Origin of the sequence: Paenibacillus sp. V4I9, assembly GCF_030817295.1 — a bacterium.
Taxonomy (GTDB): domain Bacteria; phylum Bacillota; class Bacilli; order Paenibacillales; family NBRC-103111; genus Paenibacillus_E.
This window is the reverse complement of record NZ_JAUSZE010000001.1, coordinates 1,902,766-1,928,649: the sequence shown is the minus strand read 5'-3', so window position 1 is coordinate 1,928,649 and position 25,884 is coordinate 1,902,766. Positions and strand designations below refer to the sequence as shown.

Below are 25,884 nucleotides of genomic sequence, written 5' to 3'. Positions count from 1 at the left end.
TTTCATTTACAACTTTTATGAAGCAATCCCAATTCCGTTATTTCCCGGTTTCCCTCCTTATTCCGATATTCAAGAGGCGTCATGCCAACAATTCGTTTAAACAATTTCGAAAAGTAAGTTTCATCCTGATACCCGAGCTTTAATGCAATCGAGTACATTTTCTCGTCCGTTTGGCTTAACCACTGTTTAGCTTGTTTTATTCTTAATTGAATAACGTAGTTGGAGAGGGTCATCCCGTTTTCTTGCTTGAATCGTCGCGAGATATGTTCGCGGCTCAGGAAGAATCGGTTTGAAAGTTTGTCCAAACTTAACTCTTGCATATAATGTTCATTTACAAAAGCAACAATGTCATGCATGCGCCTGGCATCATCCAAATCCGTCAAACGGTGTATGGCTCTGAAATTTTGCTCAGCCATTGCCCTTTGCGCAGATTGAAAAGATTGCGGGATCTCTTCCATCGATGTCAGTGGGAGGCCGCTAACCAGACGAACGGGAATATCAATATGCTGGGTAATCCATTCCTCTACCGGGAAGAATTGGCCGTGAACAGAAAGTATCACACAGACATTAGGGTCGTTCTGAAGAGCATAGGCATTCCCCCATTCCCGAGTAACCAGCTCATCCGTCAAATGCTGGAGGTAGGGATCCGAATGATGAGTTTGGTAAAAATATATCAATGTAAGATCGTATGCGTCCGCATGCGGAAGAGACAAGGCAATTTCGTCGGAATCAAAAAGTTCCCCGTTACATGCCGAGGTAACCCCCTTGTTTAAGCGAAGCTTCTTAGCCTCTTCATAGACGCCCGACTCTACATTGCTGCGTTCTTCCTCTTCTTTTTTCCAAGATTCTACCGCTCCCGCAAGTGTTTCATTTAGCATTTCATTTTCGATGGGCTTCAACAAATAATCGAAGCTGCCGTGCTTAATCGCTTTACGCATGAAGGAATAGTCGTCAAACCCTGTAATCAAAATCACTTTTCCCGGATAAGAATTGGCATCCAACCACTCGATCAACTCTATCCCGTTCTTTTTTGGCATTTTCACGTCTGTCATGATGATTTCCGGACTTTCCAGATCAATCAACGCTTTTGCCTCTTCACCATTTCTGGCTTCCAAAATGTCGGTAATCCCATGTTTCTGCCACTGTCCCATAAAACGAATAATTTTCCTTACATTGGACTCATCATCCACGATAAGAGCTTTCATTACGTCAATCCTCCTTGAGGTAGAGTGGAATCACCAGCTGAACGGAAAACCCTTGTCCCTGCATCGAATCAAGTAGGATTCCTGCTGTTGGATCATAATTAAGAACCAAGCGGTCATGAATGTTTTTCAAGCCGATATGCTGGGGCGAGTAGTTTCCTTCGTATACCGGCGCGTAGATTTTATTTTTTAATGCCGTCAGCTCATCATCCGTCATACTGCGGCCGTTATTTTCAACAACCAGATCCAAATATTCACTTCGTATTTCACCGTAAATACGCAAGTGGGCATGTTCGAACCCCTCTTCATAACAGTGTTTAAAGAAGTTTTCAACGAGCGGCTGCAAAATCATACTCGGAACTGAAATACCAAGAATGTCCTTGGGTATGTCGATAGAATAGCTAAAATCGGTTTGAAACCGCTCCTCTTGAAGGTTCAAATACGCTCTTACATAATCCACTTCACTCCGAACTGTGGCCTGTTGATCCACACGAATGGAGTACCGCATCATTTTGGATAAGGAGACTACCAATTGATATACTCGCGGAGATTCGTTAAATAGGGCAACCGCACCAATGGATTGGAGAGAGTTGTATAAAAAGTGAGGATTAATCTGGGACTTTAGCGCCCTGTGCTGGTTCTTCCTATTCTCAATCTCCAGCTTGTACTCACGGTCGATGTGACGATTGATCCGGTTCATCATTTCCTTGATATGCCTTTCCAGATTGCCGATTTCATCTTCCCTCTTGTCGTCAAACGGAGCATTCATGTTCCCTCCTTCAATGCTCAGCACTTTTCGGCTAAGCAGCTTGATCGGACGAGTAATCTTGTATGATATGATGGCTATCATGATTAAGCCCAGAACTCCCACGATTACACCAACGATGATGTTCGTGTAGGCGGTTTTCCTCACGTCATTAAATAAAAATTTGCTTGAGGTTATCTTAACAAAGTGCCATTGATTTAAAGGTTCCGACAACGTTTTGGAAAAGATAATATCGCCATTCGAAAACTGTGCGCCTGCAGCCGACTGATTGATTTTCTTTTGTAATTCTGCTGGAACGGCCTTGCCAATCATGGCTGCATCACTTGCATAGACGACATGACCGTCCGAATCGGAAAGCAATACGGACTCTTTATTTTTTTGAAGAAAATGATTAGATATGCGAGCAAATTTGTCCAAATCGATGTCTATCGTGATAATACCGAGAAATTCTTTCGAAAGGGCGTCCAAGATTTTGTGATGAATTGTCAACACCATCGCTTTATCCGATGGGGGCATAATTGCTGTATTGTTATAATTTTCAATCTGATGTGGAGGTTCGATTAGAAAGTTAGAATCAGAGTTTATTAGCTTCTGAATAGAGGCTTGTTTCAACAAATCCGGCTGCCGCTTACGGGAACTTATCATCGCATTATAAACCGTAAACGAGTTTTTTCCTTCCTCGATGTATAACCGAACCTGCCTAATTTCATTTCTCATCAGATAAAAGGTTGTCATGCCTTTATAGATTTCAAGCTGATTGAAATAAAGGGACCTTTCGAAGCCTTTTTCGAAAATCATGAACAGGTCAGGATTTCGGTATAAAATATACGGAAGATTAACGATGTCATCAAAATATTGCTCCAGGTCTTCGGACGCCTGCCCAATTTGCTCGCGGCTGTTCTCAAGCTCATGCCGTTCCACATTCTTTTTCGTTTGCTGATAAATCAACAGCATGGACAGAAAATACGGAAGGATAATAAAAACGAGCAGCATGATTAACAAACGGCTTTGAATGCTTTTCACAAAAAATACTCCTTTTATTTAAAATCACCTAGCTATTATTCTAACCTCTTAGCATTGTGATTTCTTTCACCAATATTTGTAAAGGGATCCTCCAGCTTTATAAGATTCGGTCTTTGATGAAAAAATCAGTCCGTAACCGAACCTTTATTCCCTTTATTTTCAACTTGTATAAACTCCGCCCCCATCGTAAGTTGGACAAGGGGGAGGATTCATTGTGCACAAACTGTTACTTGCTTACAAATGGCGAAAATTACGGATACGCGTTTGGAATAACCGACTTCAGGAACAATTTGTTCTGCTCTCGACCCGATTCGCACCTTCAGTCGTATGTTCACTTCACGTGTCGTGGGGACCTTTTTACGGGGGTTCGGTGATCGCGGATCAGGCAATTAAAAAGATAAAAATCTTCGTGCAAATTCCATACGACGGTTTCCTAACGGAAGACGAACAGAGCATAATGAAGCGTTATCGTCTCCGCCGGAAAGAGCTCCCTTATTTTATCTTGTTCCATGAGTTTTCCCATCTCATGGATGCTTTGTCCCATCTAAAACGTGAAAGCACTAAAGAATACAGGCACTACTTGATCTCTCGCCAACATATGGTGAAAGCTGTTGCGGATTACCGAAAAGTGTCTTTCGAAGAGCAGGCGGATCAATTCGCTTATAAATGCATACTCGAACATTTCAGAAATGCCGGTTAAGTTGTCCCATATGAACGTTGGTCGGACTAACTCATCTTTAGAAATGCAAACAAGCCGGTTATCCCCGGCTTGCTTGCATTTCTTTTTTCTTTGCTTTTTCTTTGATGTAATCAGCCGTGCGCAACGCAAGCGACATGACGGTGTTGGTCGGATTACCGGCACCGGAAGTGACAAAGATACTCGCATCGCAAACGAACAAATTGGGGATGTCGTGACTTTGTCCATAAGAATTGACGACCGAATCTGCCGGGTTGTCCCCCATTCTGCATCCTCCCATCATATGTGCCGTATCCGGAACGATGAACTCCACCTTTCCACTCTCGGCCTCCAATATCGAGCTCATCGTACTTACCGCGTGTTTGATCAGCTTTTGATCGTTCTCCCCGTAACTGAACGTAACCTTTGCCCGCGGCAAACCATATTCATCTTTCTCGTCCGTTAAAGTAACTCGATTATTCGGATTCGGCAATACCTCGCCGACCAGTGTGACTCTTCCGTAATAATTGTAATCCAGGAGCGCATGCCTAAGTCGGTCGCCCCATACTGGGCCACCCTGTGATTTGGAGACCCCATTTGCGAATTCAACCGGTCTTGCGCCATGGGCATGAAGTGTATAGCCGCGAACAAAATCGCGGTTCGGGTCTGTCCGGTAATAATCCAATGTCGTCGCAAGTACCGGTGTCCCTTTATACAGACGGACCTCGTAATCGAATTTCGCGTACACATCATTACTGCTATGCACCATGATGGATTTTCCGACCATGCCGCTGCTGTTCGCAAGTCCATCTGGAAACTGCGCGTTTGCCGAATTGAGCAGCAGCCTCGGAGTCTCTACCACAAATGCGCTCAGGATGACCATTTTGGCCTTTTGCTCATACGTTTTACCGTCATGAACGAATGTCACGCCTTTGGCCAATCCGTCTTTGCCCATCAACACTTGCGTCACCATGCAATCCGGCAATACCTCGGTTCCTGCCTTGATGGCTTTCGGAATGTGCACGATCAGTGTGCTGAATTTGGCATCCGGCATGCAGCCCTGATTGCAAAATCCACGGTTGATGCAAGGGGGACGTCCTTCGAACGGGGCGGACAAAATGGCCAGAGGAGCAACGGAAGAACGGATCCCCAGCTTTTCGCAACCGTTCATGAACATATACGCGTTCGGACTCAGCGGTTCCCGCTCTGGATATGGATAAGGACCGTTGAAGTGTCCCCAGGGAAAATGTTTGGGTCCGGAGACCGCAATTTCTTTTTCCGTTCGGGTGTAATAGGGTTCAAGATCTTCGTAGCTTATCGGCCAATCTTCGCCAATCCCATCCATCGTCCTTGCTTTAAAGTCTAAATCCTGAAACCGCAAAAAAACGGCTGTAAAGTGGGTCGTTCCGCCGCCGATGCCGCGGCCGGAATTGTTATGCCCCATCGTGAGCGGATCGTTGCCGGCTACGATTCGCGTATCTTGCCACGCAAGATTTCTCATCGAGAGTTCATCGCTGGCAAAATCCTTCTGCGGATCACGGAAAGGACCGGCGTCCAGCACGACGACAGATAATCCGGCTTCGCTTAATTCTTTTGCCAATACCCCTCCCGCAGCACCGGCGCCAACGATGACAGCATCTACTTCTTCATTCGCATATTTACGCTTCATTTTCCGCCTTCGCCTCCCATGGATCCAATTGTCCGAGCTGTGTACGCACGTATCCCCGCGGATAAGCCGGACCCGCATAACCGATTTCAGACCAAACCCGCGGATGGGAGCAGTATGCTTCAACCGTGAGCCGCATCAGTTTTTCAAATAGTGCCTGCTAAAGCATTCCATTCCAGACCTCCGTCGGTTCCACTCTTGCAGCGCTGATGTCTTGGATTATCTGCTTTTGTTGTTCGGTGTTCAATTCCGTAAAAGAAACGGAGTACTTATGTTGTGATGTTTGTTCTATCGCCTTCAGTCCTTGCCGAATCAATTCTGGCGCGGCTGGCACGCCGGCTCTTCTTTGCCCTTCGCCAGGTGACGAATACAAGATTTTATCGAAATGACCAATGACAAACTCAAGCGAGTCCGGTGAATCGTCGTTCACCAACAAACTGCAAAGGTAGCGTAATATTTCAACTTCCTGTTCGTTTAGAAACTGATAACCCGCAATTGGATGTGTCCGCGAAGTTACGATTTGCTGCGTATGATCATCCCACTCATCCTTTTCGTCCAGGACGTTAAAGGAAGGGTACCGCGTTTTTACGTTCATATCTGCTTCCGTCCTTCATCCGTTTTGTATGCGTTCATGATCACGATCTCCAAAAGACCGCGATAAGTCCAAGCACGCTGATGGCGGTAAACATCATCGGGAGCGTAACTGGCGGTCCGATGAGGAAGTTGCGAAGCGCCCAACCGCCAACACGGACACCGACTCCCCGGACATGAAAATAAAACCCGATTAGTCCGGAGACCACCCCAAACCACATCAGGATCTGAAACAAAGCACTTAACCAAGAAACGTTATAGATCGTAAGAGCGAGTCCAATCACAAAAAAAATCGGCGAAGAAATGACCGGAAGCCACATCGCCTTATGGTGAAAATTTTGCCGGTAATGAAACATCGTCACCTGAATCCCCACCAGCATGAAAGCCAAGCTGACAAACAGAATTAATATTCGTGCAATGGGCCAAGCATGCCAAAACATGGATCTCCCTCATTTCTTATGTAAGGTTTTCGATGACCATAGCATATCCAGCATCCAGAAAATTCATCCAAGAGTGGTCATAATATACAGGGTTGGCAACCATACTAAGAAAAAGGCAAGGAGGTCGACAAAATGAATGGGATAACGGAAGAGATGCAAGTCCAGCAACTCCCGAAAGGAACCGGCCAACCTTACGAAATTGCGCCATCTTATGTATTTTTGGCATCAGATGACTCGTCTTATATTTCCGGGCAATTCATTCACGCCACCGGCGGTGTTATTGTGAACGGCTAAATAAATCTGGGAGGTATCACTCCGTGCAGATTCGCAAAATTGAAACATTTCCACTCTTCTACCGTATTCCCAAGCCATATGGCGATGCCAACGGTATCAAATCGTACCGAACGTGCTATCTGATTCGTATAACGACCAATACAGGCGTCGAAGGCTGGGGGGAGTGCGACGATTGGCTGCCAACCTTGCACAAAGGTTTTCATGAGCGAATCATTCCCTATTTGATCGGCGAGTCGATCTTCAACAGAATAAAAATGGTGCAGGTTATAAAAAAATGGCACTCCCGCGCTGCTGCTGCCGTTAGTATGGCATTAACCGAAATTATGGCGAAAATATGCGGGGTATCCGTGTGTAACCTGTGGGGCGGCAAGTTTCGTGATAAAGTGCCTGTATATGCCTCCTTTCAGTCCTATTCGGAAGATATGGACTGGCAAAAGCATTCTCTGACGGCTGTTGAAAAGGCAGTAAATCAAGGATATAAAGAGGTCAAGCTAAAAATAGGCGGAAAATCAATTGTTGAAGATCAACAGCATATCAACTTGGTGCAGTCATTGTTACAAGGAGAAATGAAGCTGGCTTTGGACGCCAATCAAAGCTATGACATAAGTGCTACCCTTCAATGGCGGCCTTTTTTGGAAGCCTGGCCCAATCTGCTTTGGCTTGAAGAACCGCTGGAGATAAAGCAAGTTTCTAATTACGCACTACTAAGAAACCGTTTGGTTGTACCATTGGCCGGCGGTGAGAATATCAAAACAACGAAAGATTTTATTCCCTTGCTTACACAGCGTGTCCTCGATTTCATCACTCCCGATCCTCTCCATATGTCCGGGATCGATGTTTACAGAGAAACATTAAGTCTAGCTAGAAGTTTTGGCATTCGCATAACTCCGCATACTTATGACGGCGCCTTATCGCGTCAATATGCCCTTTTCGCTCAAGCTAGCCTGGAACCGTGGAGTAAAATGAAATCGGACTCCATCGAGCCCGTGGAATGGGATGTAATGGACAACCCTTTTACTGGATTGCTTCCAATTCAACCTTCGAACGGAGAAATAACAATTCCAGACGGTTGTGGAATTGGGCTAGAAATTGATCTTGAAATGCTTTCATTTTATCGATGGGATGGAAGTAGTTATACGTAGGTAAAAGTCCTATTGGTTCCGGCTCCTGTCTGAGATATAACCTCCTTTAATGTTGTTGCTTTTCTTCCACAGTTCCGGGCTGCGTGCTAAGTCCCCACCTTTGGGGTCGGACTTCAGCTGTTAACAGAGCGCGGTGCCAAGCCCACGTAAAGAGACACTTTCGTTGGAAAGTGTCTAGGTCTATTGCCAATCAAATCGGCCAGGAGGCTTTTTCATTTCGTTTTCGGCTGCATACCCGCCTGCCGAATAATATGATCAGCCGTACGAATGGCGAGCGCAATCGTAGTCAAAGTTTGATTTTCGGCTCCGATGTAAGGTAAAGCACTGTTGTCGGCCACATAGAGGCCGGAGACTCCGTGGATTTGCCCGTATTGGTTAGCGACGGAAGTATTGGGATCGTCACCAATTCGGCATGTGCCTGAGTCATGATGCAAATCGCCGAGCGGGGTCAAGCAAATGGGCGGTTTGCCATTCTTGGAAATCAGACGTACGCCCGTATCCTTGGCAATGCGCTTTATCCCTTCTGTCATTTGGCCAACGACGTTCCTATCGGTCTCACTCAAGGAGAAATGAACCTTTATTTCAGGGACACCGTACTCGTCTATTTTGTCAGGATTCAGGGTAATCCGATTTTCGTATCTCGGTTCAACTTTACCATAACCATAGAAGTTGACCGTTGTTTCACCTGTAAACGGTCTTTCAATGGTAACTGGATACCAGTAGAAAGCTTCCGGCCCAGTCATTAGCACGGAGTAAGGAGTATCCGGTTTTTGCGGTATCATAATATTCAAGGGACCCCATGGGAAAGGGAAATCAGTTGTAGATATCGTTCCTGTTGCTTGCACAAAGGTTTGATTCGTCAAGAAGTGTCCCAGCGCTCGGTGTTTAAATCCCGAATATAGCAGCAATCGTGGCGTCTCAAAAGTACTCGCGCTCAAAACAACTGTTTTGGCTTTTAGGGTATAAGCGGTTTTATCCGGGGAAACGACCTTGACTCCCGTGACTTTTCCGTTGTCATGGAGAATCTGCGTGGCACGTGCGTTGATCGCCAAATCGAAAGGCCTATGATGCAGCGCTCTGGCAAGCAAAGAAATGGAACTCGTAAACATGTCGGTATGAAGCTGTCCGAAAGATTGGGGTACGATATCAGCCGCAAGCGGAAGAGGTGCCGCTTTGGAATAACCGCGCAGCCACAACCGTTCCAGTAAAATATCCGTGAACGAAGCCCCTTCCGCAAATGCTCCGGTGACATTCATAACTTGTTCTGCAATGCCGTAATAGCTTTCCATCTCCTGAACAGGTATAGGCCATTTCGCCAGATCCCACGGATGCATCCGGGGAGTAAATGCATACCAGAATAAAGTTCTGCCACCCAGCGCAAAAAGCTGCCTGGCTCCCGGATATTCTGGCATAGCACCCGGCAGCGGCTTGGATAAGTGACTAAAATAAGCTACGAGTCGCTCTTGGTTCAACGTCGTCAGATTTCGGGCATGCGTCGGGATCACCTGGTCTCCACGCTCAATGATGCCAATTCGCTTCTTTTGCTTTTTCCATTGTTCGCATAATCTCCATAGGACAGATCCTCCGCCGGCTCCGGTGCCGATGATCAGAACATCATATTCCTGCTGAGCCATCTGGGAGAGCGGCGTGAGGGGGATCCAGTTATTCAGAGGTTCCGTCGGTACAACCGGGCAAGTCGGAATGGAGCCAGCCGTAGCGGCTCTCGATTGGATTTCACTGTTCGATTCAATTGCAGAAGGAAGATAAACCGATTTGCCGGTGATGTCCAGATCGGGATTTTCAATATGCGGATTGAGCAAAACGAGCTCTTCAACGGATAACCGGTTTTTAATCGCGATAACTCTAAGTGTTTCATGCTTGTTTGATACCCATATTTTCAACGGCTTTCACTCTCCATCCTAGATATGATTGCTCATAACGTTTCAAAGTTATAACCACCATACATATACTATAATGTTGAGGCTGAGCCATTATGTATTCTAATAACAATAAGAACAAATCTTTCGGATCATTTATATTTCATTCAGACATAGTCCTTTAATCGATTTGGATAAGCACTTTACCTTCTTCTATTTTGATAGGGTATGTTTTTAAAGCGATGCATACCGGTCGGCGTTTAGCTGCACCGGTAGGGATGTCAAAACGACCGTTATGCTTCGGGCACTCAATAACATCATCCATAACCAAGCCGGTAGCCAAATGAACTCGTTCATGCGTACAGTATCCATCGGAGGCGTAGTAAATACTGTTTGCCGTACGGTAAATGGCAAATGTCCGATCCTCATAATCAAAGCGTATGACATCCTCCACATCGATATCCTCCGCAGCGCATGCTTCGATCCACTGTTCGATACTCATTGTTCTTCTCTCCATTAGCTCGTATTTTAGTTATCGTTTAACTTACCGCTGTTTCATTAGAAACTGCTGCATTTACGTCAGATTCCTGCCTGATACCGAACAAATAAGGACGCGCGGTGTCCGGTAATGGTCGATCGATCACATAGGCTGGGTTTTCCTTTTGTCTGATCAGCGCTGTAATCACTTCTTTCAAAGCAGCCAAAAGACTCGAGCTTGCAGCTGGACAGTCGTGCTTCATCTCTTGATGAAGCTTAGGCAACGCGTGATAGGGAACCATTGGAAACATGTGATGCTCGGTATGATAGTTCATGTTCCAGTACAGAAACCGGAATATCGGATTCATATAGACGGTACGGGTGTTCAGTCGATGGTCGAGAACATCCTCATGCAGTCCCAGATGCTGTGTGATACCAAAGAGAAGGACGACAACGCCTCCATAGAACGACGGCAAAAAGATGTACATAGCTGGCAGTATGCTTTGGGTATATATACTAGCTGCAATGACGCCAAGTATGATGAACACGTATATACGTGCTTCCCAAAACGTTTTCCCATGCTCCGAAGCAGGAATATATTCTCTTTCCTGTTTGTCCAGCAGGCCGAAAAAATGTAAGATAAATCGTTTGATCTCAACAGGACCGCCATACAAATGAAAGATTTGCATGAGGATGATTTTCCAGACTGGAGGTCGCTCTGTAATGATCTCCGGATCACGGCCGACGATGATGGTGTCCGTATGGTGACGGGCATGACTCCATCGCCAAGGCGTTGCCGAACGTAAAACCATGAAGGAAGCGATCTGGTAAATGACCTCGTTCATCCATGGTGTCTTAAAGGCTGTTCCATGTCCGCACTCATGCCACCTGGAATCGCCCGGTGTCGCATAAAGGATGCCATATGCCAGGAAGGCGGGAAACGCCCACCATGTGCCCCATGTTTGATAAGCGATAAAACCCAGTACAGCAAGAGAACCGAACCAGATGAATGTGTCCCTGATTGCAGGACCGTTCTTTCTTTTCATTAACTCTTTCATGCGCTGACGGGGGATTGGACTCGTATACCACTCGGCTGTCGCGAGTCCTCTCTCTTGCGCGCGCTGATTCTCGGGTCCGGTAATGCTGTAGTCTCTTTTTTGCGGATTCGTAGCCATGAATGAGTCCTCCTTTACCTGTCATATGATTCGACTAATTAACAGACATTCTTTTTTAATTTGTCATCAAGGAATTTTTTCGCGCGCGGGATGTCCTGCTCATCCAGATGCTCGATAATAATGGGGATATTCGGATGAAGCTTGGAAAGCCTTTGCAGATACAGGTCATAATTCAGAATGCCCAGACCGGGAGCTGGAAGCTCTACCGCCCCAGCGCCTCGGAACGTATGCGATTCAACAGCGTCTATCGTGGCGTGCTTCTCAGAGGTGTCATCAGCGGGTTTGCAATCTTTAGCATGCGCAATTTTGATTTTGTCGCCGAGCATATTGAAAATGCGGTTAAGCTCATCATATACATGATGAATATTGCTATCTGTAAAGTAGTTAGTTGGGTCCATCAGCAGTCCGAGACCCGGATGATTCACGTCGGAAAACAAGCGGGCCAACTGGTTGACCGATCCGATGACATTGTTCACGTAGTTCTCTACCAGAAAAACTGAACCGTGATCATAAGCGAATTTTGCCAGCTCCTCCAACTGTCTGCACACTTCCTCATACGCTTCCTCGGTGCCATTCTTCTCATCCCACACCCAATCGCTTTCCGTATGGTAGGTACCCGTCTCGCTGATCACGTAGGGGGTGCCTAGATCACGGGCAAACTTTAATAGCGTTTTCAATCCGAATAGATTATGTTCCCGTTTCTTCGGATCCGGATGAATAATGTTGGTGTAGCCTGAGATGCAGACGATTGGCAAGTTAGCGTCTCTGAATGCGTCGCGGATCGTATGACATTTTTCTCGTGTAAGCGACTCAAATGAAAGATCCATATCCTTGAAAGACAGGTCCAGCTGAACGGAGGAGAAACCGTCCCTTTGAATTCTCGAAATCGACTCCGCTAACGTATAAGGATAATACCCATTGAAAATACCTACAGAAATCATGATTTAATGCCTCCTTTATAAGTGTAAGATTGATATTGGCTTTCTATCTCTGTAATTGCAACCGTACGCTGTTCGGCAATGGACTTATAACATGCATCTACAAGAGCCATCGTTTTCAGGTTGTCCCGGCCGCCGATTTCTGGCTCGCTGTCCGTCTCGACCGCGCGCAACAGCTGCGCCATCGTTCCTTGAAACGCGTCCGGGAACCAGACCCCGTCCCATTGGGGTCGATACCATTGATTAGGCGACTGCTTCGTTGTGAATTCAAGTGTACTTGGGGTTCGTTCGGGATACGACGGCCAGCCGATGTACCCTTGGGCGATGCCATCTAGTCCCTCAACTCTCCATTTGATATATTGATCTTTCTCAGCACCCTCACCCGGCCAAGCCCACACATCATCTAAACTGGTGGCTAACAGCTCACTGCCATACTGGAACGTGTATTGGGAAATTCCGTCAATATGTTTAAATGGCGTCCGAGGATCTCTGCGCGTAACGGCGGTGATCTTTTCCGGATCTCCGAATAGATAACGGAAAATATCGATATGATGGATACCCATATTGAGGATTTCAATGTGCTCATACTTATGCAGGAACTCCTGCCAATGAGGAATTGCCCGCATTTCGATCGTTGCGAGGACGGGTTCGCCGAGATATCCCCTGTCTAGTATTGTTTTCAGCGCCCGCATTGACTGGTCGTAACGCATGTTGGAATTGACGGCGATTTGGATGCCGGCCCTTTCACAGAGTTCAACAATTTCATGAGCTTCGTGAGCATTCATAGCCAGCGGCTTTTGGCACAGAATTCCTTTTATGTGTTTCTGCTTAACCGCTTGTTGAACAACTTCCAGCTGCCGATCCGGGGGGATCGCGATATCCAGAATCTCAATCAGCGGATCCTCTATCAGCTCTTCCCATGTTCTGTATACCTGCGGGATTTGTCGCAATTCTGCTACAGCTTTGGCGTTTTCAAACGTTCTTGAGCTAATCGCGTATGGGTTAAATCCAGCATCCCGATAAGCCACTAGATGGCAGTCCCGCATAATGAAACCGGAACCGATGCAGCCAATCCGATAATCTTTGCGCTTTGGCATTTCCGGATCGATATGTAAGTTTAAATCAATTGTCCCCACAAGATATTCCTCCTTCTTAGACCTTTATTTCAATTGAAGCGCTTTCTACTATTCGTTCTGACACCCCCTTATTTAGTGGATTCTATCCATAAGCAGGTCGTAAAACCAATTTCTTCTCCTGCCCGGATGCCCTTAACGCCTGTCAGTTCATGCTCATAGGATAGATTAAACGCATCCGTGACGTATGTGTACGGCTCTAGCGAAAAAGCCGATGCCCAATTTGGACGGAATAACACGACAAAAGGAAATTGACGATCGATCTGGTATGCAATCGCGTACCCGCGATCTTTCATTTCAATGCGGCAAATTCGATCCTCAACCCCGTGATCGAAAGTCAACAGTGAACAACCTGACTGCGGATAGTTTGAGATCTGGACGCCATCGCTCAAGGTTCGGCTGAAATGTGTAATTTCTGGCCTGCCCGTCACGAATGCTTCATTCGTCACAGGCCATTCCTCTGTCACCGGAACCTTCAAAACAAGCTCCTCTCCGCTATCAAAAGGGACTGAAAAATAAGGATGCAGTCCGAAAGCAAAGGGTGCTTCGTCCTCCCCTTCATTCAGAATCGTTCCGTTCAAGTATAAACGCCCCTCATAGAGGCGGTATGTGAGTGTGAAAGAAAGTGGATGAGGGAAATAAGCTAGGATATCCGGATTCAACCCATAACGGAAACGGCTGATCACAAAAGCGCCGTTCTCGTTCGTTGCCCCGTATTCAAGAACTTCCCATGCTCTGGAGCAAATTTCGCCATGCAAATGATTAGAGGGCGGCTCGTTCAAAGGCAAGCTATACGTCCGTCCGCGAAATGAAAACCGACCATTCTTCACCCGATTGGGTGGAAACAAGATCGGAGTGCCGTATTTGAAATCGGCGAATGGCTCACTTTTTAACGAATGCAAACTCACTGGCGGCAAAATGACCGAATGTCCACCGCTTCCGAAATGAAAGAGATTGTTTCCTACCTCCGGTATAATTTCCGCGGTTGCATCGCTTCGTGCATCGTTTAGTACAATGACCTTGAATCCTTCTTTCATTAATGGTACCGCGGAATATCGACTCATGATGCACCACCCTTTCCAATACTCATCATAGAGATCATTTTTGTCTGGCATATGCGATGAGCAGCGCAATATTCGAAGGCAGCTTTTACGCTGAACTGATGTCCAAAATACGATGTGCGTTATAGCTTAACAGCAGCATCCCTCCGAATGCGGCTATTGTTCCGTAAGATATATTTGACAATTGCTGTTACGACGAACATAGAAGTTATTACAATAGTAACATGGCACTTTCTGGAATTATATAGGTGTATCCTACTGTAACTGCTGCCTTTGCTGCACATACAGACTTTGTACAGGTTATGCAGCAGCCAGTGCAGTTACTGCTGGAATTGGGATGTCCATGTTAGAAAACATTACTTATCGACTGATATTTGTGGTTTTGCGTCATGTTTAGTCACATGGTACAACCAAACAACATATATCATATACCAAGCGTTATTTGTTTGAAGGAGGAAGGTAACTATGGCTTGGAAACCGAGGAAAGTCGCTATTGTCGGGATGGGATTAGTTGGTTCAAACTGTGCTTACGCCATAATCAATCAATCCGTTTGCGAAGAATTAATGCTTATTAATCGCACACCAGAATACGCATTGGCTCAAGCATTAGACCTGTCTCACTGCATGGACTTCACTCACTCGCGAACCCAAGTATTTGCGGGCAATTACGATCAATGTGGGGATGTGGACGTTGTGATTCTGACACCCGGGGCAAGCATGAACAAAGTTCAAAACCGTCTTGATCTAATGGAATCTTCCATTCATATCATGAAGGATATCGTTCAACCGATCATGCAAAGCGGGTTTAACGGAATCTTCCTTGTTGCCACAAATCCTGTAGACATCATTACATATACCGTATGGAAATTATCCAGTCTTCCACGAAATCGTGTGATCGGAACAGGCACCTCCATCGATTGTTCACGGCTGAAAATGATCTTATCCGAAATCTTTCCAGTCGAACCGAAGAGCGTACAAGGGTATGTACTCGGTGAACATGGTGACTCCCAGTTCGTGGCTTGGTCACACGTAACCATTGGCGGTAAACCGCTGCATCAGATCATAAGCCAGCATCCGCACCGATTCGGTCTCGTCGATCTTGACCAATTGGAGCAACGGACCAAACTGGCTGGATGGGAAATATTCAACCTTAAAGGATCCACTTCTTTTGGTATCGGCAATGCATTGGCTTTCATCACTCGATCTGTGTTAAATGACGATCACAAGATTATCGCCGTGTCCGCGATCTTAGATGGAGAATACGGTGAGAGAAGCGTATGTGTTGGCGTTCCGGCCATCATATCTCGAGATGGCGTAAAGGAAGTAGTTGAGCTACATCTCGATAATATGGAACAAGAGAAATTTCGTTACTCCTGCAGCGTAATTCGTAAGCACCTTCTTCAAGCGTCTATTATCGACAGTCACTATCAATAAAAGAGATCATCCAATGGTTTTGGCTTCCCTACGCATTAACATGATCATCAAAACGATGCTTACGACGGACGATATGATGATCAAGATGAAAGGCAGCCTGGGATCGATGGTATACGTCCATCCGCCGATTATGCCAGATGGAGAGATGCATAGTAAGACAAGAACTTGCAGAATCGAAAACATTTTGGCACGTTGTTCGTCATCAATGGAATTTGCGACAACCGCCTCCAGATAGGGGCTGGAAATAATACTGCCAGCAGCAGCAAGCATTGTACTGACTATCACCAGGGTAATTTGCCCCGGGGCAACAGCAATTAAAATAATTTTTGACACGATCGCAAGTGAAAATCCCCATATCATGTAACCTTGTGCCTTATTCTCCTTTAAGCGCGGGACAACGAGGAACATTAATGCTAGCATTGCTAAGGAGGATACCGCCGGGAATATTGAAATGAGTGCGTCGCTAATATCCAAAGCTTCAACAAGATAAATCGAGAGATATGTATTTTGCAAAGTCACTTGAAAATTAAAGGAAATGTACACACCAAAGACAATCATTAACGCCTGGTTTGACAGGATGGTCTTAACCGTATCGATATAAGATTGTAAGGTGTCCTTCAGGTTATAAGATGCGCTCTCTTTTCTTTTTCGGATTCCAATCTCCGTCTCATGAGTGGCGAAGTTTCGGGCGAAGAACATCACCGTTAAGCTAACGCAGAAAATGGCGTACATAATGCGCATTGCAGGGATAAGCGTGAAGTGGTTAACTAGCAGTCCACCCAGCGGAGCGAACAATCCCCCGATCACCCCGATGAGTTGCAGAATTCTAAATACATTAGACCGATCATTTTGAGCGGTATCTTCGACCAACAAACAGTACCATGCTGTATTAGGCACCCTAAGGAAACTGTTAAATACGGCGGCACTAAGAAAATACCAGAAATTTTGCGATACAGCCCAGATGAGTGCGGCGGCACTCCAACTTATAAGATCGTAATAGAGAAGAGCCCGGCGCCTACCCATCCGGTCCGTAAGGTATCCACTGATGAAAGAAGTAAAGATCTGCATAATCAGTCCCACCGAAGTAATAAAACCGATTTGTCTCTCACTGACTCCCAATTGGAACATATATACTGTCGCATACGTCGTAAGCATACTGTACGGTAAAATAAACATCGGTTCATAAATTAAGCAGCCTCTAGCATTCCCTTGAATTTTCTTAAACACATGAATCCTCCTAAACATTCCAATGGTAGATTTTAATATTCCTACATTAATTATAAGCATTAACTCAAGAACATCATATATCTTCTATTAAGAAAAAGGAGCACTGCCTCAAAGCAAGCTCCTCCACTACATTCTCTGTTAGCCTAATATTAAAGAAATTAAAGAGGACCTTTTACCGGCTCATCAACCGATAAAGGTCCTTTTTCTACAAAATTAGTAAATCAACGGGAATGCATGAAATTCTAAAGAAGCTTAACAACGAGTTCACTGAGATAATTGCTTGTAGATACTCCTTTGGGAGGTGTAAATTCGAATTCTACAGACTCGGCATATTTGCCGCCGTAATAACTAACCTGCATGGGCATTGGGGTGTGTCCTTCAGGTACCCATCTAGCTGTTGCCTTGTACCGACCAATCGGAACATTATCAATACCTGCGCCGCCTTGAATCGGACCTCCGCGTTTCGTTATTGATTTACCTGCACTGCCGTCAAGCAGCGGACCGACAGGCGTCAGCGTCAATTCCAGATCGCTCATATCAAACTCCGGCAGAGAATCATCAAATGATGAAAAGAACGGATAGATATAGATTTGCCCGTCAAATTTGCTCCAAGTAAAGTCACGAGCGGCTCCAGTACTACCCGTGAGCGGAAGATCACCGTCAGCGCTCAAATGGAAAGTGAAATTTTTTCCGTTAAACGATTTGGTCAAGTCAGCACCCATCCGCCAGGATGTGGCCATTTGGGGCAATTCTCGCTTGTTGGAATATTCCAGTCTCAATCCATTTTACCTCAAAGCCAAGAGTTTCGAATAATTTACGGAAAGGGACCAGCGTAGAACCATCCTTCAGTATTGGCCTTGCATCATCAAACTGAAGCTCTTGTCCTTTGAAAAACACATGGATCATCGGACTATCCACTGGAGCAGGAGCTGGCGCCGGGCTTGGCGTCGGAGTCGGCGATGAAGAAGGTGTTGGTACAGGTGTTGGTGAGGTTGAAGTTCCCCCCGTTGTCATCGGATTTTTATATTTTATCGGTTTGGAAACAACCGTACCTTGCGGCGTCCCAATTTCCAACACATAATACTGAGTCTCCTTGATCGTGCCGTTATCGCTCGCGTACAATTCGAAGGTAAGCTCACCTTCGAATTCACCAACTGGTTCTTTTACATCCTTACGAAAACCCGGGTTGATGATGCTACTTTCATGGTAGATACCACTTGCTGTTGTAGCGGTTTTGTTCTGCACAATGCCGAGCAACCACCCAGTTGTCACGTTGTTTGTTCGCCATACCCCTTGATAATTATCCTTACCATATGCATCCGTTGAACGCAGTACGACGGAATTGATAACCGTCTTCTGAGCAAGGCTTAGAAGCAGCTTGAAGTGACCATTCTTGCTCCCCTCAGGCGTAAAATCCGCCGAACCGACAACGTCAGACGCCGTATCAAGTAGGCTGAATTCCTTAATCTGAACGCCTGTAGGCGGTGTCTCACCAAAAGCGCTAGCGATTCCGCCAAACGCCAAGCAGCCTGCCAACAGAAGAGTTACTACAGAAGTTTGTTTTCGTTTGTTGAATCTTAATATCATTCTTTCAGTTCTCCTTTTCTGAACATATTTCCGTCCCGGTTAAGGTCCCTCCGGTTTTGCCTCCGGCTTAGCTGCAAACATCGCTCCTGATTTCGCGGCTGAAGCCATCTCTGGCTTCGCTTCCGGCTTTGCGCTTACTGTTGTTGGAACAATTGCTGCAAGCAACGCAGCCCCCAACATCCATTTCAGTGCTTTGTTCATTTTGTTCATTGTTATAACCTCCATAAAATGAATTTACTTACTACATTCATCTTACAGCGAGTGCACTCCCGTTTCATGAGACATGGCAGGGAAATGCATAGGGAAGATTATAGAATCAAACGGGAAGTAATCTGGGAATCGCTGACATAGGTGATAAAATGGAAAACACCTCCCGAATCGCTTAGAACGATTTGAGAGGTGTTTGATGTTAAGGCGATCTCCTGGAATCGGTTTTATATCGTCGTTATATTGCTTTTCTTGCTTCCTTTAGTCTCTCAAGCTCCTGCCTTACATCTTCTTTGAAGGCTAGATCCGGAACGCTAATCGTTGAGGCGCTAACCATTTGGTTCACCCTAAGCGTTGCAGCGGCTTTAGCTTCTAACTGCCAGATATGTTCCTCCATTCTAATGAAGTTTTTCCGAATGTTCTCGGCATCAAGCGAGTAAATCGTACTATTCACGTTTTGAATGGCATGAGCTGTATTTGTTCTGGACAAGTAGAATAGCTTTTTGTTTCCCAGCTCGTCATATAGCTCCATCAACTTTTTCAACTGGTCTTCTAAAGCCAAAGTCTGCTGCTTCATAGCCTCATATTGCTCTCGGTACACCTTAAGCTTTCTCTCACTTGTTAGCTTCTCCTCCACTGCCATCTGCGCAATTTCTTCCTCATTCCGGTCGATGGCGATATTCGCTTGGCGGATGCGCTTCTGAACAATATGATCCAGCTCGGTGATCATGACTTCATACTTCCGTTCGGCGATCAGCTGATTCGATAATGCAAGCTTCGCTTCGGCGATCTTTTCTTCCAGTTCCCTAATATATTGCTTAACCATAATAAGCGGGTTTTCCATCTTATCAAGTACCTCATTGATGTTAGCCATAGCGATATCGTTCACACGTTTAAAAATGCCCATTTTCCTTATCCTCCTTAAGTAGGTTTCGTTCCCATTGGTCCAAGGCGAATGCCCGCTGCGCAGATGGCGCATTATACATGACGGAATGCTCGTCCGTAATGAAAGTTGGCAGAACCAAGTGGTTTATATCGGTTCTTCTTTTTTTGATTTTCTTCCAAAATACCCATGCAATGATAATAAGTAAGAGTCCGATTGCAATAACAAGGATAGGTCCACCATGGAATTCGTGGTGATAATGACCATTTGCAAATCCCTCTGAGAACTGGTTACCGGCGTTAAACCGGCCTCCCGGATTTTCATGCCTCATGCCCTCCTCCGCCTTTCCTCTCGTATTTTTCTTACATGTTGAAGTATAGACCCGGTTTCTTAAAAGACAGTTAAAACCAACTGAAAGACGGTTGAACATTGACTGAAAGTCTGCTGAAAAAAAGCCCTTATTTTCTGTTTCCTAGCCTTGAAACAACCTAGCTCCCATGCCGGGCCAACTCATGCAATAAGCTGGCGAACTCGCCAGCTTATTTTTGTCTTCAGTGAACGCACATTACCTTGAGATTCTTTCAGCAAACATTCATTTAATACTCAAGTTAAGTTCAGTTTTGGCTTTTATACTGTCCATGTAAGATAACTTGCTCGAAGAAAGGTGGCACAACAATTTTGAATAACCAAAGGTCCCCGCGGCGTAAACGACTTATCATTGTGACGTTATGTACCGCACTCGTGTGCGGCGTACTATACCAGCTAGCAGATCGTTACCTCATCGAACATGTGGAGGTGGTCGTTACTGCCGTAGAGCCAACTGCTGCAGAATCTGAATCAGTGGAAGCTACTTCGAAATCGAATCAAGCAGCAACAACCGCATCTGGAGTTAAATCTGATGATTGGAATTATAGCAGCGAAGATCTTAACATCTCGATCGAACAAGTGGTAACCGGTTCTAGCAGCAACCAGATTACGTACTACGTAGCCGACGTCGAGACTACGGACGCTTCCTTGCTGCAGTCCGCTTTTGCTAAAAACGTGTTCGGGCGCAACATCACCGAAACCACTTCCGAGATCGCTTCCAACCATCAAGCCGTCTTTGCGATCAACGGTGATTACTATGGCTTTCGAAACGATGGCATTATCATCCGAAACGGTGTTCTGTATCGGAACGATCCTGCACGGGAAGCCGTCGCTTTCTACAAGGACGGTACGATGGCCTCCTACGACGAAAAAAAGGTCACAGCTCAGACATTGCTGGACGCGGGCGTTCTCCAAACGCTTTCGTTCGGTCCGGCATTAATCAAAAATGGTCAACTCATCCAGGGTTTTACTAATGTCAAGATTGATACAAACGTAGGCAATCGATCTATCTTGAATGCAAACCCCCGCACGGGGATCGGTATGATCGCACCGAATCATTACGTGTTTGTTGTCGTGGATGGTAGACAGAACGACAGCCGCGGGATAACGCTGGACGAATTCGCAAAGCTATTTGCCGAGCTTGGCGCCAAGGAAGCGTACAACCTGGACGGCGGCGGTTCATCAACGATGTATTTTATGGGCCGAGTCGTAAATAATCCGCAGGGCAAACAAGAGGAACGCGGCGTAAGCGATATCCTTTATCTAGGGGAGGGTTAACCAACATGACTGTATTGATTCCTTCGTATGAACCCGATCATCGGTTGGTAGAGTTGATTGCACGTCTTCGGGCAATGACGGATGCGCCTATCGTCGTCGTGGACGACGGCAGCGGCGAGAACTTCCGCGAGATATTCGAAGCTGTTAAAACCGCGGGATGTACCGTGCTGACCCATATCTCAAATATGGGCAAAGGTCGAGCCTTAAAGACAGGTTTTCAATATATAATGAAACACGGATTGAGCGAGTGCGTCGTATGTGCTGACAGCGACGGACAACATGCGGTGAAGGACATCGTAACTGTCGCCCAAGCGATTGAAGCTCACGAGGCGACGATGGTTCTTGGCAGCCGAAGATTTACGGGGAAAGTGCCGCTCCGAAGCCGTATCGGGAATCGTCTTACCAGCAAAATTTACGACGCGACAACCGGTATCGACATTAGGGACACACAGACCGGGCTTCGTGGGTACCCGAGCCACATGCTCAGTTGGTTATGTCAAGTGCCGGGCGAACGGTTCGAATATGAGATGAACCTTCTCCTTGAAGCCCCCGCGCGGGGGTATAACATTGCGGAGTTGCCAATTGATACAATTTATTTAAACGACAATCGGTCTTCCCATTTTCGTCCGATTGCAGACTCGCTCAAAGTCTACCTGCCCATCTTGAAATTTTGCGCATCTTCTGTGATTTCTGGACTTATGGACTTTGCGCTCCTCTTAATCCTTCAAATGATATTCTCTAATTTATTAGTTTCCGTTATTGGCGCTAGAGTCGGGAGCTCTGCAGCGAATTACGCTATGAATCGACTTTTCATCTTTTCTCGTCCAGGGAAGGGAACTGTCTTAAAGTCTGTAGCACGATATTATTCACTCGCAGCCGTGATTCTCGCACTCAACTATGGATTCATATACCTTCTTCATATCATATTCGAGGTTCCTTTAGTTCCGGCGAAGCTGGCGACCGAATTCCTTTTGTTTCTACTCAGTTATTGGTGTCAACGGAAGTTTGTTTATTAAACCCTAATATTTTTGTTTCAATAACAATTAGGTTTGCTACCGTTGAAAGACGACTCTTGCCCAATAGCCCACGCGGAAACACCGATCTACTATATTCCCATAATCATCAAAATGCCCGATATAAGGTATAGAACCGAAGTATTTCCAAACAATTTAAAAATACTCGGGGTCATGGCGGTTGACCTAAACATTTTTCAGACTCGTGAGTAATGCCTGTTGATGGGTTAGGAATATGACTTTCATCTGCAATTGTATGCCCATATAAACATTTGTAAATCCTGCAACTCCGCTGCCTATCGTAACGTCTGTTTAGAAAGGGGTGCATAGAATGAAAATGAAATGGACAGCTGTGATGCTAATCTGTCTACTTTTGCTATCAGGATGCCGGTTTGGAACCGTTAGACATACGATCATCGATTGGGTGGATTTTCTTAAAGTGGATGGAATCACCTATACGGGTACTTGGCATTCTGTACTAACTGATCCTGGCAAAATCAGCAAAGAGATCGGGAAGGTACGCTTTAAAGTGAGCGAAAATGTACATGACAGCAAATATAAGACCAAAGACGGAGATGCCGCCTTTTTAGAAAAGGGAACTTCGATCTACGAAGTAGTTGGATACCCGGTTACGGAATTAGTCGCTGTTGCCGATCGGTTTGGGGTAAATGGATACCGTATATTTGTGGAACAAAATAAACAGTTAGATTTAGATCAACCGGCATTTGAAAAAGTTAAAAAGGTCCGAATCGCGCAAGAAGGCCAACAAGGTGAAGAAGTGAAAGTGATAACCGAACTTAGCGGTGGAAGTGCCTCTTTCTTTATGTCCGTATTAAGCCGAGGCATTCAATCCGATTCCTTTACGCCAAGCCGAGTGAACGGAGATCCTAAGAGATTCCGGTTTGTGCTGGATTCAGGAGAATCGATAGGCTACAAGGACTATATCTATTACGATGGAGAGCGTTACTATACTCAGGATGGTAATCCAAGGTTGTTACCAAGTGAGATTGGGTATTACTTTATAGGAGAACGGGATGTTGCTTTTCGAACAAATGGTATGGCATTCACTGTTCCAGGTGAATCGGTAACCGTTGCAAGCGGTGAAACAATTAAGCGCGACGGCTCTATGGATAATATTACGCTCATATCCGCCGATGGCAGTAAGGAAAGGACATTGTTCTCCGCAGTTGAGATTAATAACCTCTGGGATCGGATTCGTAAAGAGAAACCAGGAAGCGGTGAAGCCAAAACGCAATTATTTGCTTCTAGCCGTCCCACGCCTGTAAGCGGTGGACGCTTTATCGCTTTTGAATCAAATAAAAACACAGTCCTGAATGATAAGACTTATTTTGATGTGCTGCTAATCGATTTGGATGGCAAGGAAGAGAAGGTCTTGATTCCAGGATCTACGTATGGTTATTCCATCATCTTGGATGCGTTCGGTGATCGGCTTATTGCTGAGACTGAGAAACGTTCCTTGTTGGATGTGAATGTGCAAACGGGAGCGATTCGGGAATATCCCATTAATGCCCATCTAGTTGCAATGTCCAGTGATGGGCGGTACGTTCTGTATCAGAAAATGGAGAGTGATGCCTTAGTTGGCAAAGAACTATGGGCTTTTGATCTGGAGAAAGAGCAGAAAATCCCGTTAGGCCAGATTCCGGAAGATTTTATTTATAATAAAGGGATTAAATAGCACGTAGACGGGACGCCGTTCCTTGTCTAGATATGTGACGATCTTTTGCGAGGCACAGAGAATTTTCTTTTTATGTAATAAATAACAATGGATCTCATGGAGCAAATCTGCCGTTACTTCAATGAATAAAGCAGGTCGCCCGCAGCGCCTGCTTTATTGGTACGTCTTTATTCTCCACAAATCACTATTTTATCGTTGCAGGACTGCCATGAATCGTTCCGTTTCGGCTGTTGCCGGACTGGTCCAGGGCCCCTACATTGAAAGTCCAATAGCCTGCAAGATCCGTATGGTTTTCGGATACAGTATGGTTGTACATATCCTCTTGGATTTCAACTTCTGTTCTTACCGTCGTCCAGAATCTGACCTCTCCGATCTGACCGTTGAAATAGCGAGGTGATTCCAAAAAATCGGCGCCAATCGTAATCGGGGACGAATTTGTCCCGTAAGTGACGCCCGAACTCATGGAATCGAGTACTCCATTAATGTACAACTTCATGGTTTGAGTCGTACCGTCGTATAAAGCCGCTAAATGATACCATTTATTCAATTCAAGTTTAGTATTTGAATCAAGCTCTCTTCCATCACCGATTTGGAAGTTGATTCTATTAAAATCAGGATAAATCGGCGGTCCGTCACTCAAACGAAGTGTGAAGGAATCTTGACCCGGCGACTGATATTTGGATACAATTCCTGTCTTCCATTCAAAATCCTCCGGTTTAACCCATGCTTCAATCGTAAACGATGATGAATTATAAACAATGTCATTCGCGATTTCTACATAATCGCCGGCACCGTTGAAATCCAAAGCTTGATACGGTTCGGCGACCAATGGAACAGGTGGGGTCATAACAGAGACTCTGTTCGATTCCCCTGCCTTAGGTCCTCCTGTTACTATCAATTTAAATTCATAAGATGTGCTTGGTGTAAGTCCGGTTACTGTATAGGTTGCTTCGCTGACGCTGAGAGTCCCTGCATCCATAAACGTTGTTTCCGCAGCAGTCTTCTTTAGCAACTTCACACTTGTCGCCCCAAATGGCTTGCTAAAAGTAAAGGTCGCGTACGTGGCTGACGTAGCAGTTGGTACAACGGTGAAATCATCGATTGGGTATGCAATCGTGTTTGGTTCAATTCGAGAAAGTAAATATTCAATCTCCCCTTTGAGGTCAAACACGCCATCCCCATTCATATCCCACTCGTGGTCAGCCATGTCTAAAGCGATCGGTACGATGTCTTCGATATTGAAGGCTTCGTTATCATCGACAACGATAGGAGGCAAAGAAAAAGTATTCGTTTCATTGTTCGATACGATCTTTGCCGTAAGCATGTGCACTCCTTTACGAAGTGGAGGCAATTCAAGAATTACATTCGAATATGCATTCCCGTCTTTATAAGCAAGCTTCGTTATGCCTTCAAAAATCTCGATCGTTGAGCCCATTGGAGCTCGCATAATAACTTCAGGTGTAGTGTCCATAATAACCGTTCGTATAGGTGAGATTAGTATAGACGGCGTAGGTATGCTGGCGCTGGCAATAGCATGATTCTCATTGCCCAATAACGCGTAGCCGCTGGAAACTAACACGACTGTTACGATCATCAGTCTAGCAAGTGCCCATTTCATAAATGTCCGTTTCATCTTGATCCAGTTCCTCCCCGATCCAATATAGCTTTTATTTATTGCAAAAATCTATGTTTATCCTAAAATATCGACATTAGTATTTTACCAAACAGAGCG

At 45.5% G+C, this 25,884-nt stretch carries 24 protein-coding genes and 1 pseudogene; 7 read left to right on the top strand and 18 right to left on the bottom strand.

From position 1 onward, the window contains the following. Positions 1-2 precede the first annotated feature (2 nt). Together QFZ81_RS08980 and QFZ81_RS08975 are read right to left on the bottom strand one after the other, a co-directional pair. Entirely contained in the window at positions 3-1,205 is a 1,203-nt protein-coding gene (locus tag QFZ81_RS08980; protein WP_307445386.1) for a response regulator transcription factor, read from the bottom strand. Between the two features lie 4 nt (positions 1,206-1,209). Continuing rightward, on the bottom strand, positions 1,210-2,991 hold the full coding sequence (locus QFZ81_RS08975; protein WP_307445390.1) for a cache domain-containing sensor histidine kinase: 1,782 nt from the start codon (positions 2,989-2,991) through the stop codon (positions 1,210-1,212). Positions 2,992-3,205: 214 nt separating this feature from the next. On the opposite strand from QFZ81_RS08975, the gene QFZ81_RS08970 reads away from it, so the two are divergent. Further along, positions 3,206-3,691, top strand: coding sequence for a hypothetical protein (locus QFZ81_RS08970; protein ID WP_307445393.1), 486 nt, complete (start codon positions 3,206-3,208; stop codon positions 3,689-3,691). 58 nt (positions 3,692-3,749) lie between these two features. Here the strand turns inward: QFZ81_RS08970 and QFZ81_RS08965 are convergent, their stop codons facing one another. From QFZ81_RS08965 to QFZ81_RS08955, 3 genes are all read right to left on the bottom strand, one after another. Next, the gene (locus QFZ81_RS08965) at positions 3,750-5,336 is read right to left on the bottom strand and encodes a GMC family oxidoreductase (RefSeq protein ID WP_307602377.1); all 1,587 of its coding nucleotides are present in this window, start codon (positions 5,334-5,336) and stop codon (positions 3,750-3,752) included. Between the two features lie 157 nt (positions 5,337-5,493). After that, positions 5,494-5,928 carry a gluconate 2-dehydrogenase subunit 3 family protein gene (locus tag QFZ81_RS08960; RefSeq protein ID WP_307602375.1) on the bottom strand — a complete coding sequence of 145 codons (435 nt, stop codon included), beginning with the start codon at positions 5,926-5,928 and terminating at the stop codon, positions 5,494-5,496. Positions 5,929-5,968: 40 nt separating this feature from the next. Continuing rightward, positions 5,969-6,364: a hypothetical protein gene (locus tag QFZ81_RS08955; RefSeq protein ID WP_307445404.1), complete on the bottom strand. Its 396-nt coding sequence runs from the start codon at positions 6,362-6,364 to the stop codon at positions 5,969-5,971. Positions 6,365-6,493: 129 nt separating this feature from the next. Between QFZ81_RS08955 and QFZ81_RS08950 the strand changes: the two are divergent. Together QFZ81_RS08950 and QFZ81_RS08945 are read left to right on the top strand one after the other, a co-directional pair. Beyond that, positions 6,494-6,658: pseudogene (locus tag QFZ81_RS08950) on the top strand (SDR family oxidoreductase); the annotation flags it as partial. A gap of 23 nt (positions 6,659-6,681) precedes the next feature. Then, positions 6,682-7,800, top strand: a complete 1,119-nt coding sequence (locus QFZ81_RS08945; protein WP_307445408.1) for a mandelate racemase/muconate lactonizing enzyme family protein — start codon at positions 6,682-6,684, stop codon at positions 7,798-7,800. Between the two features lie 212 nt (positions 7,801-8,012). Here QFZ81_RS08945 and QFZ81_RS08940 read toward each other — a convergent pair whose 3' ends face one another. The 6 genes from QFZ81_RS08940 to QFZ81_RS08915 all read right to left on the bottom strand — a co-directional run bounded on the left by QFZ81_RS08940 (position 8,013) and on the right by QFZ81_RS08915 (position 14,464). Continuing rightward, positions 8,013-9,701, bottom strand: a complete 1,689-nt coding sequence (locus QFZ81_RS08940) for a GMC oxidoreductase (RefSeq protein ID WP_307602374.1) — start codon at positions 9,699-9,701, stop codon at positions 8,013-8,015. A 157-nt stretch (positions 9,702-9,858) separates the two neighbouring features. Continuing rightward, entirely contained in the window at positions 9,859-10,179 is a 321-nt protein-coding gene (locus QFZ81_RS08935; RefSeq protein WP_307445414.1) for a MocE family 2Fe-2S type ferredoxin, read from the bottom strand. A gap of 37 nt (positions 10,180-10,216) precedes the next feature. After that, positions 10,217-11,329: a fatty acid desaturase family protein gene (locus QFZ81_RS08930; protein WP_307602372.1), complete on the bottom strand. Its 1,113-nt coding sequence runs from the start codon at positions 11,327-11,329 to the stop codon at positions 10,217-10,219. Between the two features lie 38 nt (positions 11,330-11,367). Then, positions 11,368-12,270 (bottom strand): sugar phosphate isomerase/epimerase family protein, encoded by a 903-nt coding sequence (locus QFZ81_RS08925; RefSeq protein ID WP_307602370.1) that lies wholly within the window; start codon positions 12,268-12,270, stop codon positions 11,368-11,370. Next, positions 12,267-13,403 carry a Gfo/Idh/MocA family protein gene (locus tag QFZ81_RS08920; RefSeq protein WP_307445423.1) on the bottom strand — a complete coding sequence of 379 codons (1,137 nt, stop codon included), beginning with the start codon at positions 13,401-13,403 and terminating at the stop codon, positions 12,267-12,269. The genes QFZ81_RS08925 and QFZ81_RS08920 overlap by 4 nt, the downstream gene beginning before the upstream one ends. A gap of 68 nt (positions 13,404-13,471) precedes the next feature. Next, positions 13,472-14,464, bottom strand: a complete 993-nt coding sequence (locus QFZ81_RS08915) for an aldose 1-epimerase (RefSeq protein WP_307602368.1) — start codon at positions 14,462-14,464, stop codon at positions 13,472-13,474. A 462-nt stretch (positions 14,465-14,926) separates the two neighbouring features. Here QFZ81_RS08915 and QFZ81_RS08910 point away from each other — a divergent pair, with 462 nt between their 5' ends. Further along, positions 14,927-15,895, top strand: coding sequence for an L-lactate dehydrogenase (locus QFZ81_RS08910; protein WP_307445428.1), 969 nt, complete (start codon positions 14,927-14,929; stop codon positions 15,893-15,895). 6 nt (positions 15,896-15,901) lie between these two features. On the opposite strand, the gene QFZ81_RS08905 is transcribed toward QFZ81_RS08910, so the two are convergent. From QFZ81_RS08905 to QFZ81_RS08880, 6 genes are all read right to left on the bottom strand, one after another. Continuing rightward, on the bottom strand, positions 15,902-17,122 hold the full coding sequence (locus QFZ81_RS08905; RefSeq protein ID WP_307602366.1) for an MFS transporter: 1,221 nt from the start codon (positions 17,120-17,122) through the stop codon (positions 15,902-15,904). A gap of 242 nt (positions 17,123-17,364) precedes the next feature. Then, positions 17,365-17,862: a carboxypeptidase regulatory-like domain-containing protein gene (locus QFZ81_RS08900; protein ID WP_307445435.1), complete on the bottom strand. Its 498-nt coding sequence runs from the start codon at positions 17,860-17,862 to the stop codon at positions 17,365-17,367. Beyond that, entirely contained in the window at positions 17,834-18,709 is an 876-nt protein-coding gene (locus QFZ81_RS08895; RefSeq protein ID WP_307445437.1) for a stalk domain-containing protein, read from the bottom strand. The genes QFZ81_RS08900 and QFZ81_RS08895 overlap by 29 nt, the downstream gene beginning before the upstream one ends. 39 nt (positions 18,710-18,748) lie before the next feature. After that, positions 18,749-18,919 (bottom strand): hypothetical protein, encoded by a 171-nt coding sequence (locus QFZ81_RS08890; RefSeq protein WP_307445439.1) that lies wholly within the window; start codon positions 18,917-18,919, stop codon positions 18,749-18,751. 235 nt (positions 18,920-19,154) lie between these two features. Then, entirely contained in the window at positions 19,155-19,823 is a 669-nt protein-coding gene (locus QFZ81_RS08885) for a PspA/IM30 family protein (RefSeq protein WP_307445441.1), read from the bottom strand. Beyond that, a complete protein-coding gene (locus tag QFZ81_RS08880; RefSeq protein WP_307445443.1) occupies positions 19,810-20,130 on the bottom strand; it encodes a hypothetical protein in 321 nt (106 codons plus the stop codon). Before QFZ81_RS08880 ends, QFZ81_RS08885 begins: the two co-directional genes overlap by 14 nt. 347 nt (positions 20,131-20,477) lie before the next feature. Between QFZ81_RS08880 and QFZ81_RS08875 the strand changes: the two genes are divergently transcribed. From QFZ81_RS08875 to QFZ81_RS08865, 3 genes are all read left to right on the top strand, one after another. Beyond that, the gene (locus QFZ81_RS08875) at positions 20,478-21,443 is read left to right on the top strand and encodes a phosphodiester glycosidase family protein (protein WP_307602364.1); all 966 of its coding nucleotides are present in this window, start codon (positions 20,478-20,480) and stop codon (positions 21,441-21,443) included. A 5-nt stretch (positions 21,444-21,448) separates the two neighbouring features. Continuing rightward, positions 21,449-22,459, top strand: coding sequence for a bifunctional glycosyltransferase family 2/GtrA family protein (locus QFZ81_RS08870; RefSeq protein ID WP_307445449.1), 1,011 nt, complete (start codon positions 21,449-21,451; stop codon positions 22,457-22,459). Positions 22,460-22,787: 328 nt separating this feature from the next. Next, positions 22,788-24,152: a TolB-like translocation protein gene (locus tag QFZ81_RS08865; protein ID WP_307602362.1), complete on the top strand. Its 1,365-nt coding sequence runs from the start codon at positions 22,788-22,790 to the stop codon at positions 24,150-24,152. Positions 24,153-24,336: 184 nt separating this feature from the next. On the opposite strand, the gene QFZ81_RS08860 is transcribed toward QFZ81_RS08865, so the two are convergent. Then, on the bottom strand, positions 24,337-25,785 hold the full coding sequence (locus QFZ81_RS08860) for a LamG-like jellyroll fold domain-containing protein (RefSeq protein ID WP_307602360.1): 1,449 nt from the start codon (positions 25,783-25,785) through the stop codon (positions 24,337-24,339). Positions 25,786-25,884: the final 99 nt, after the last annotated feature.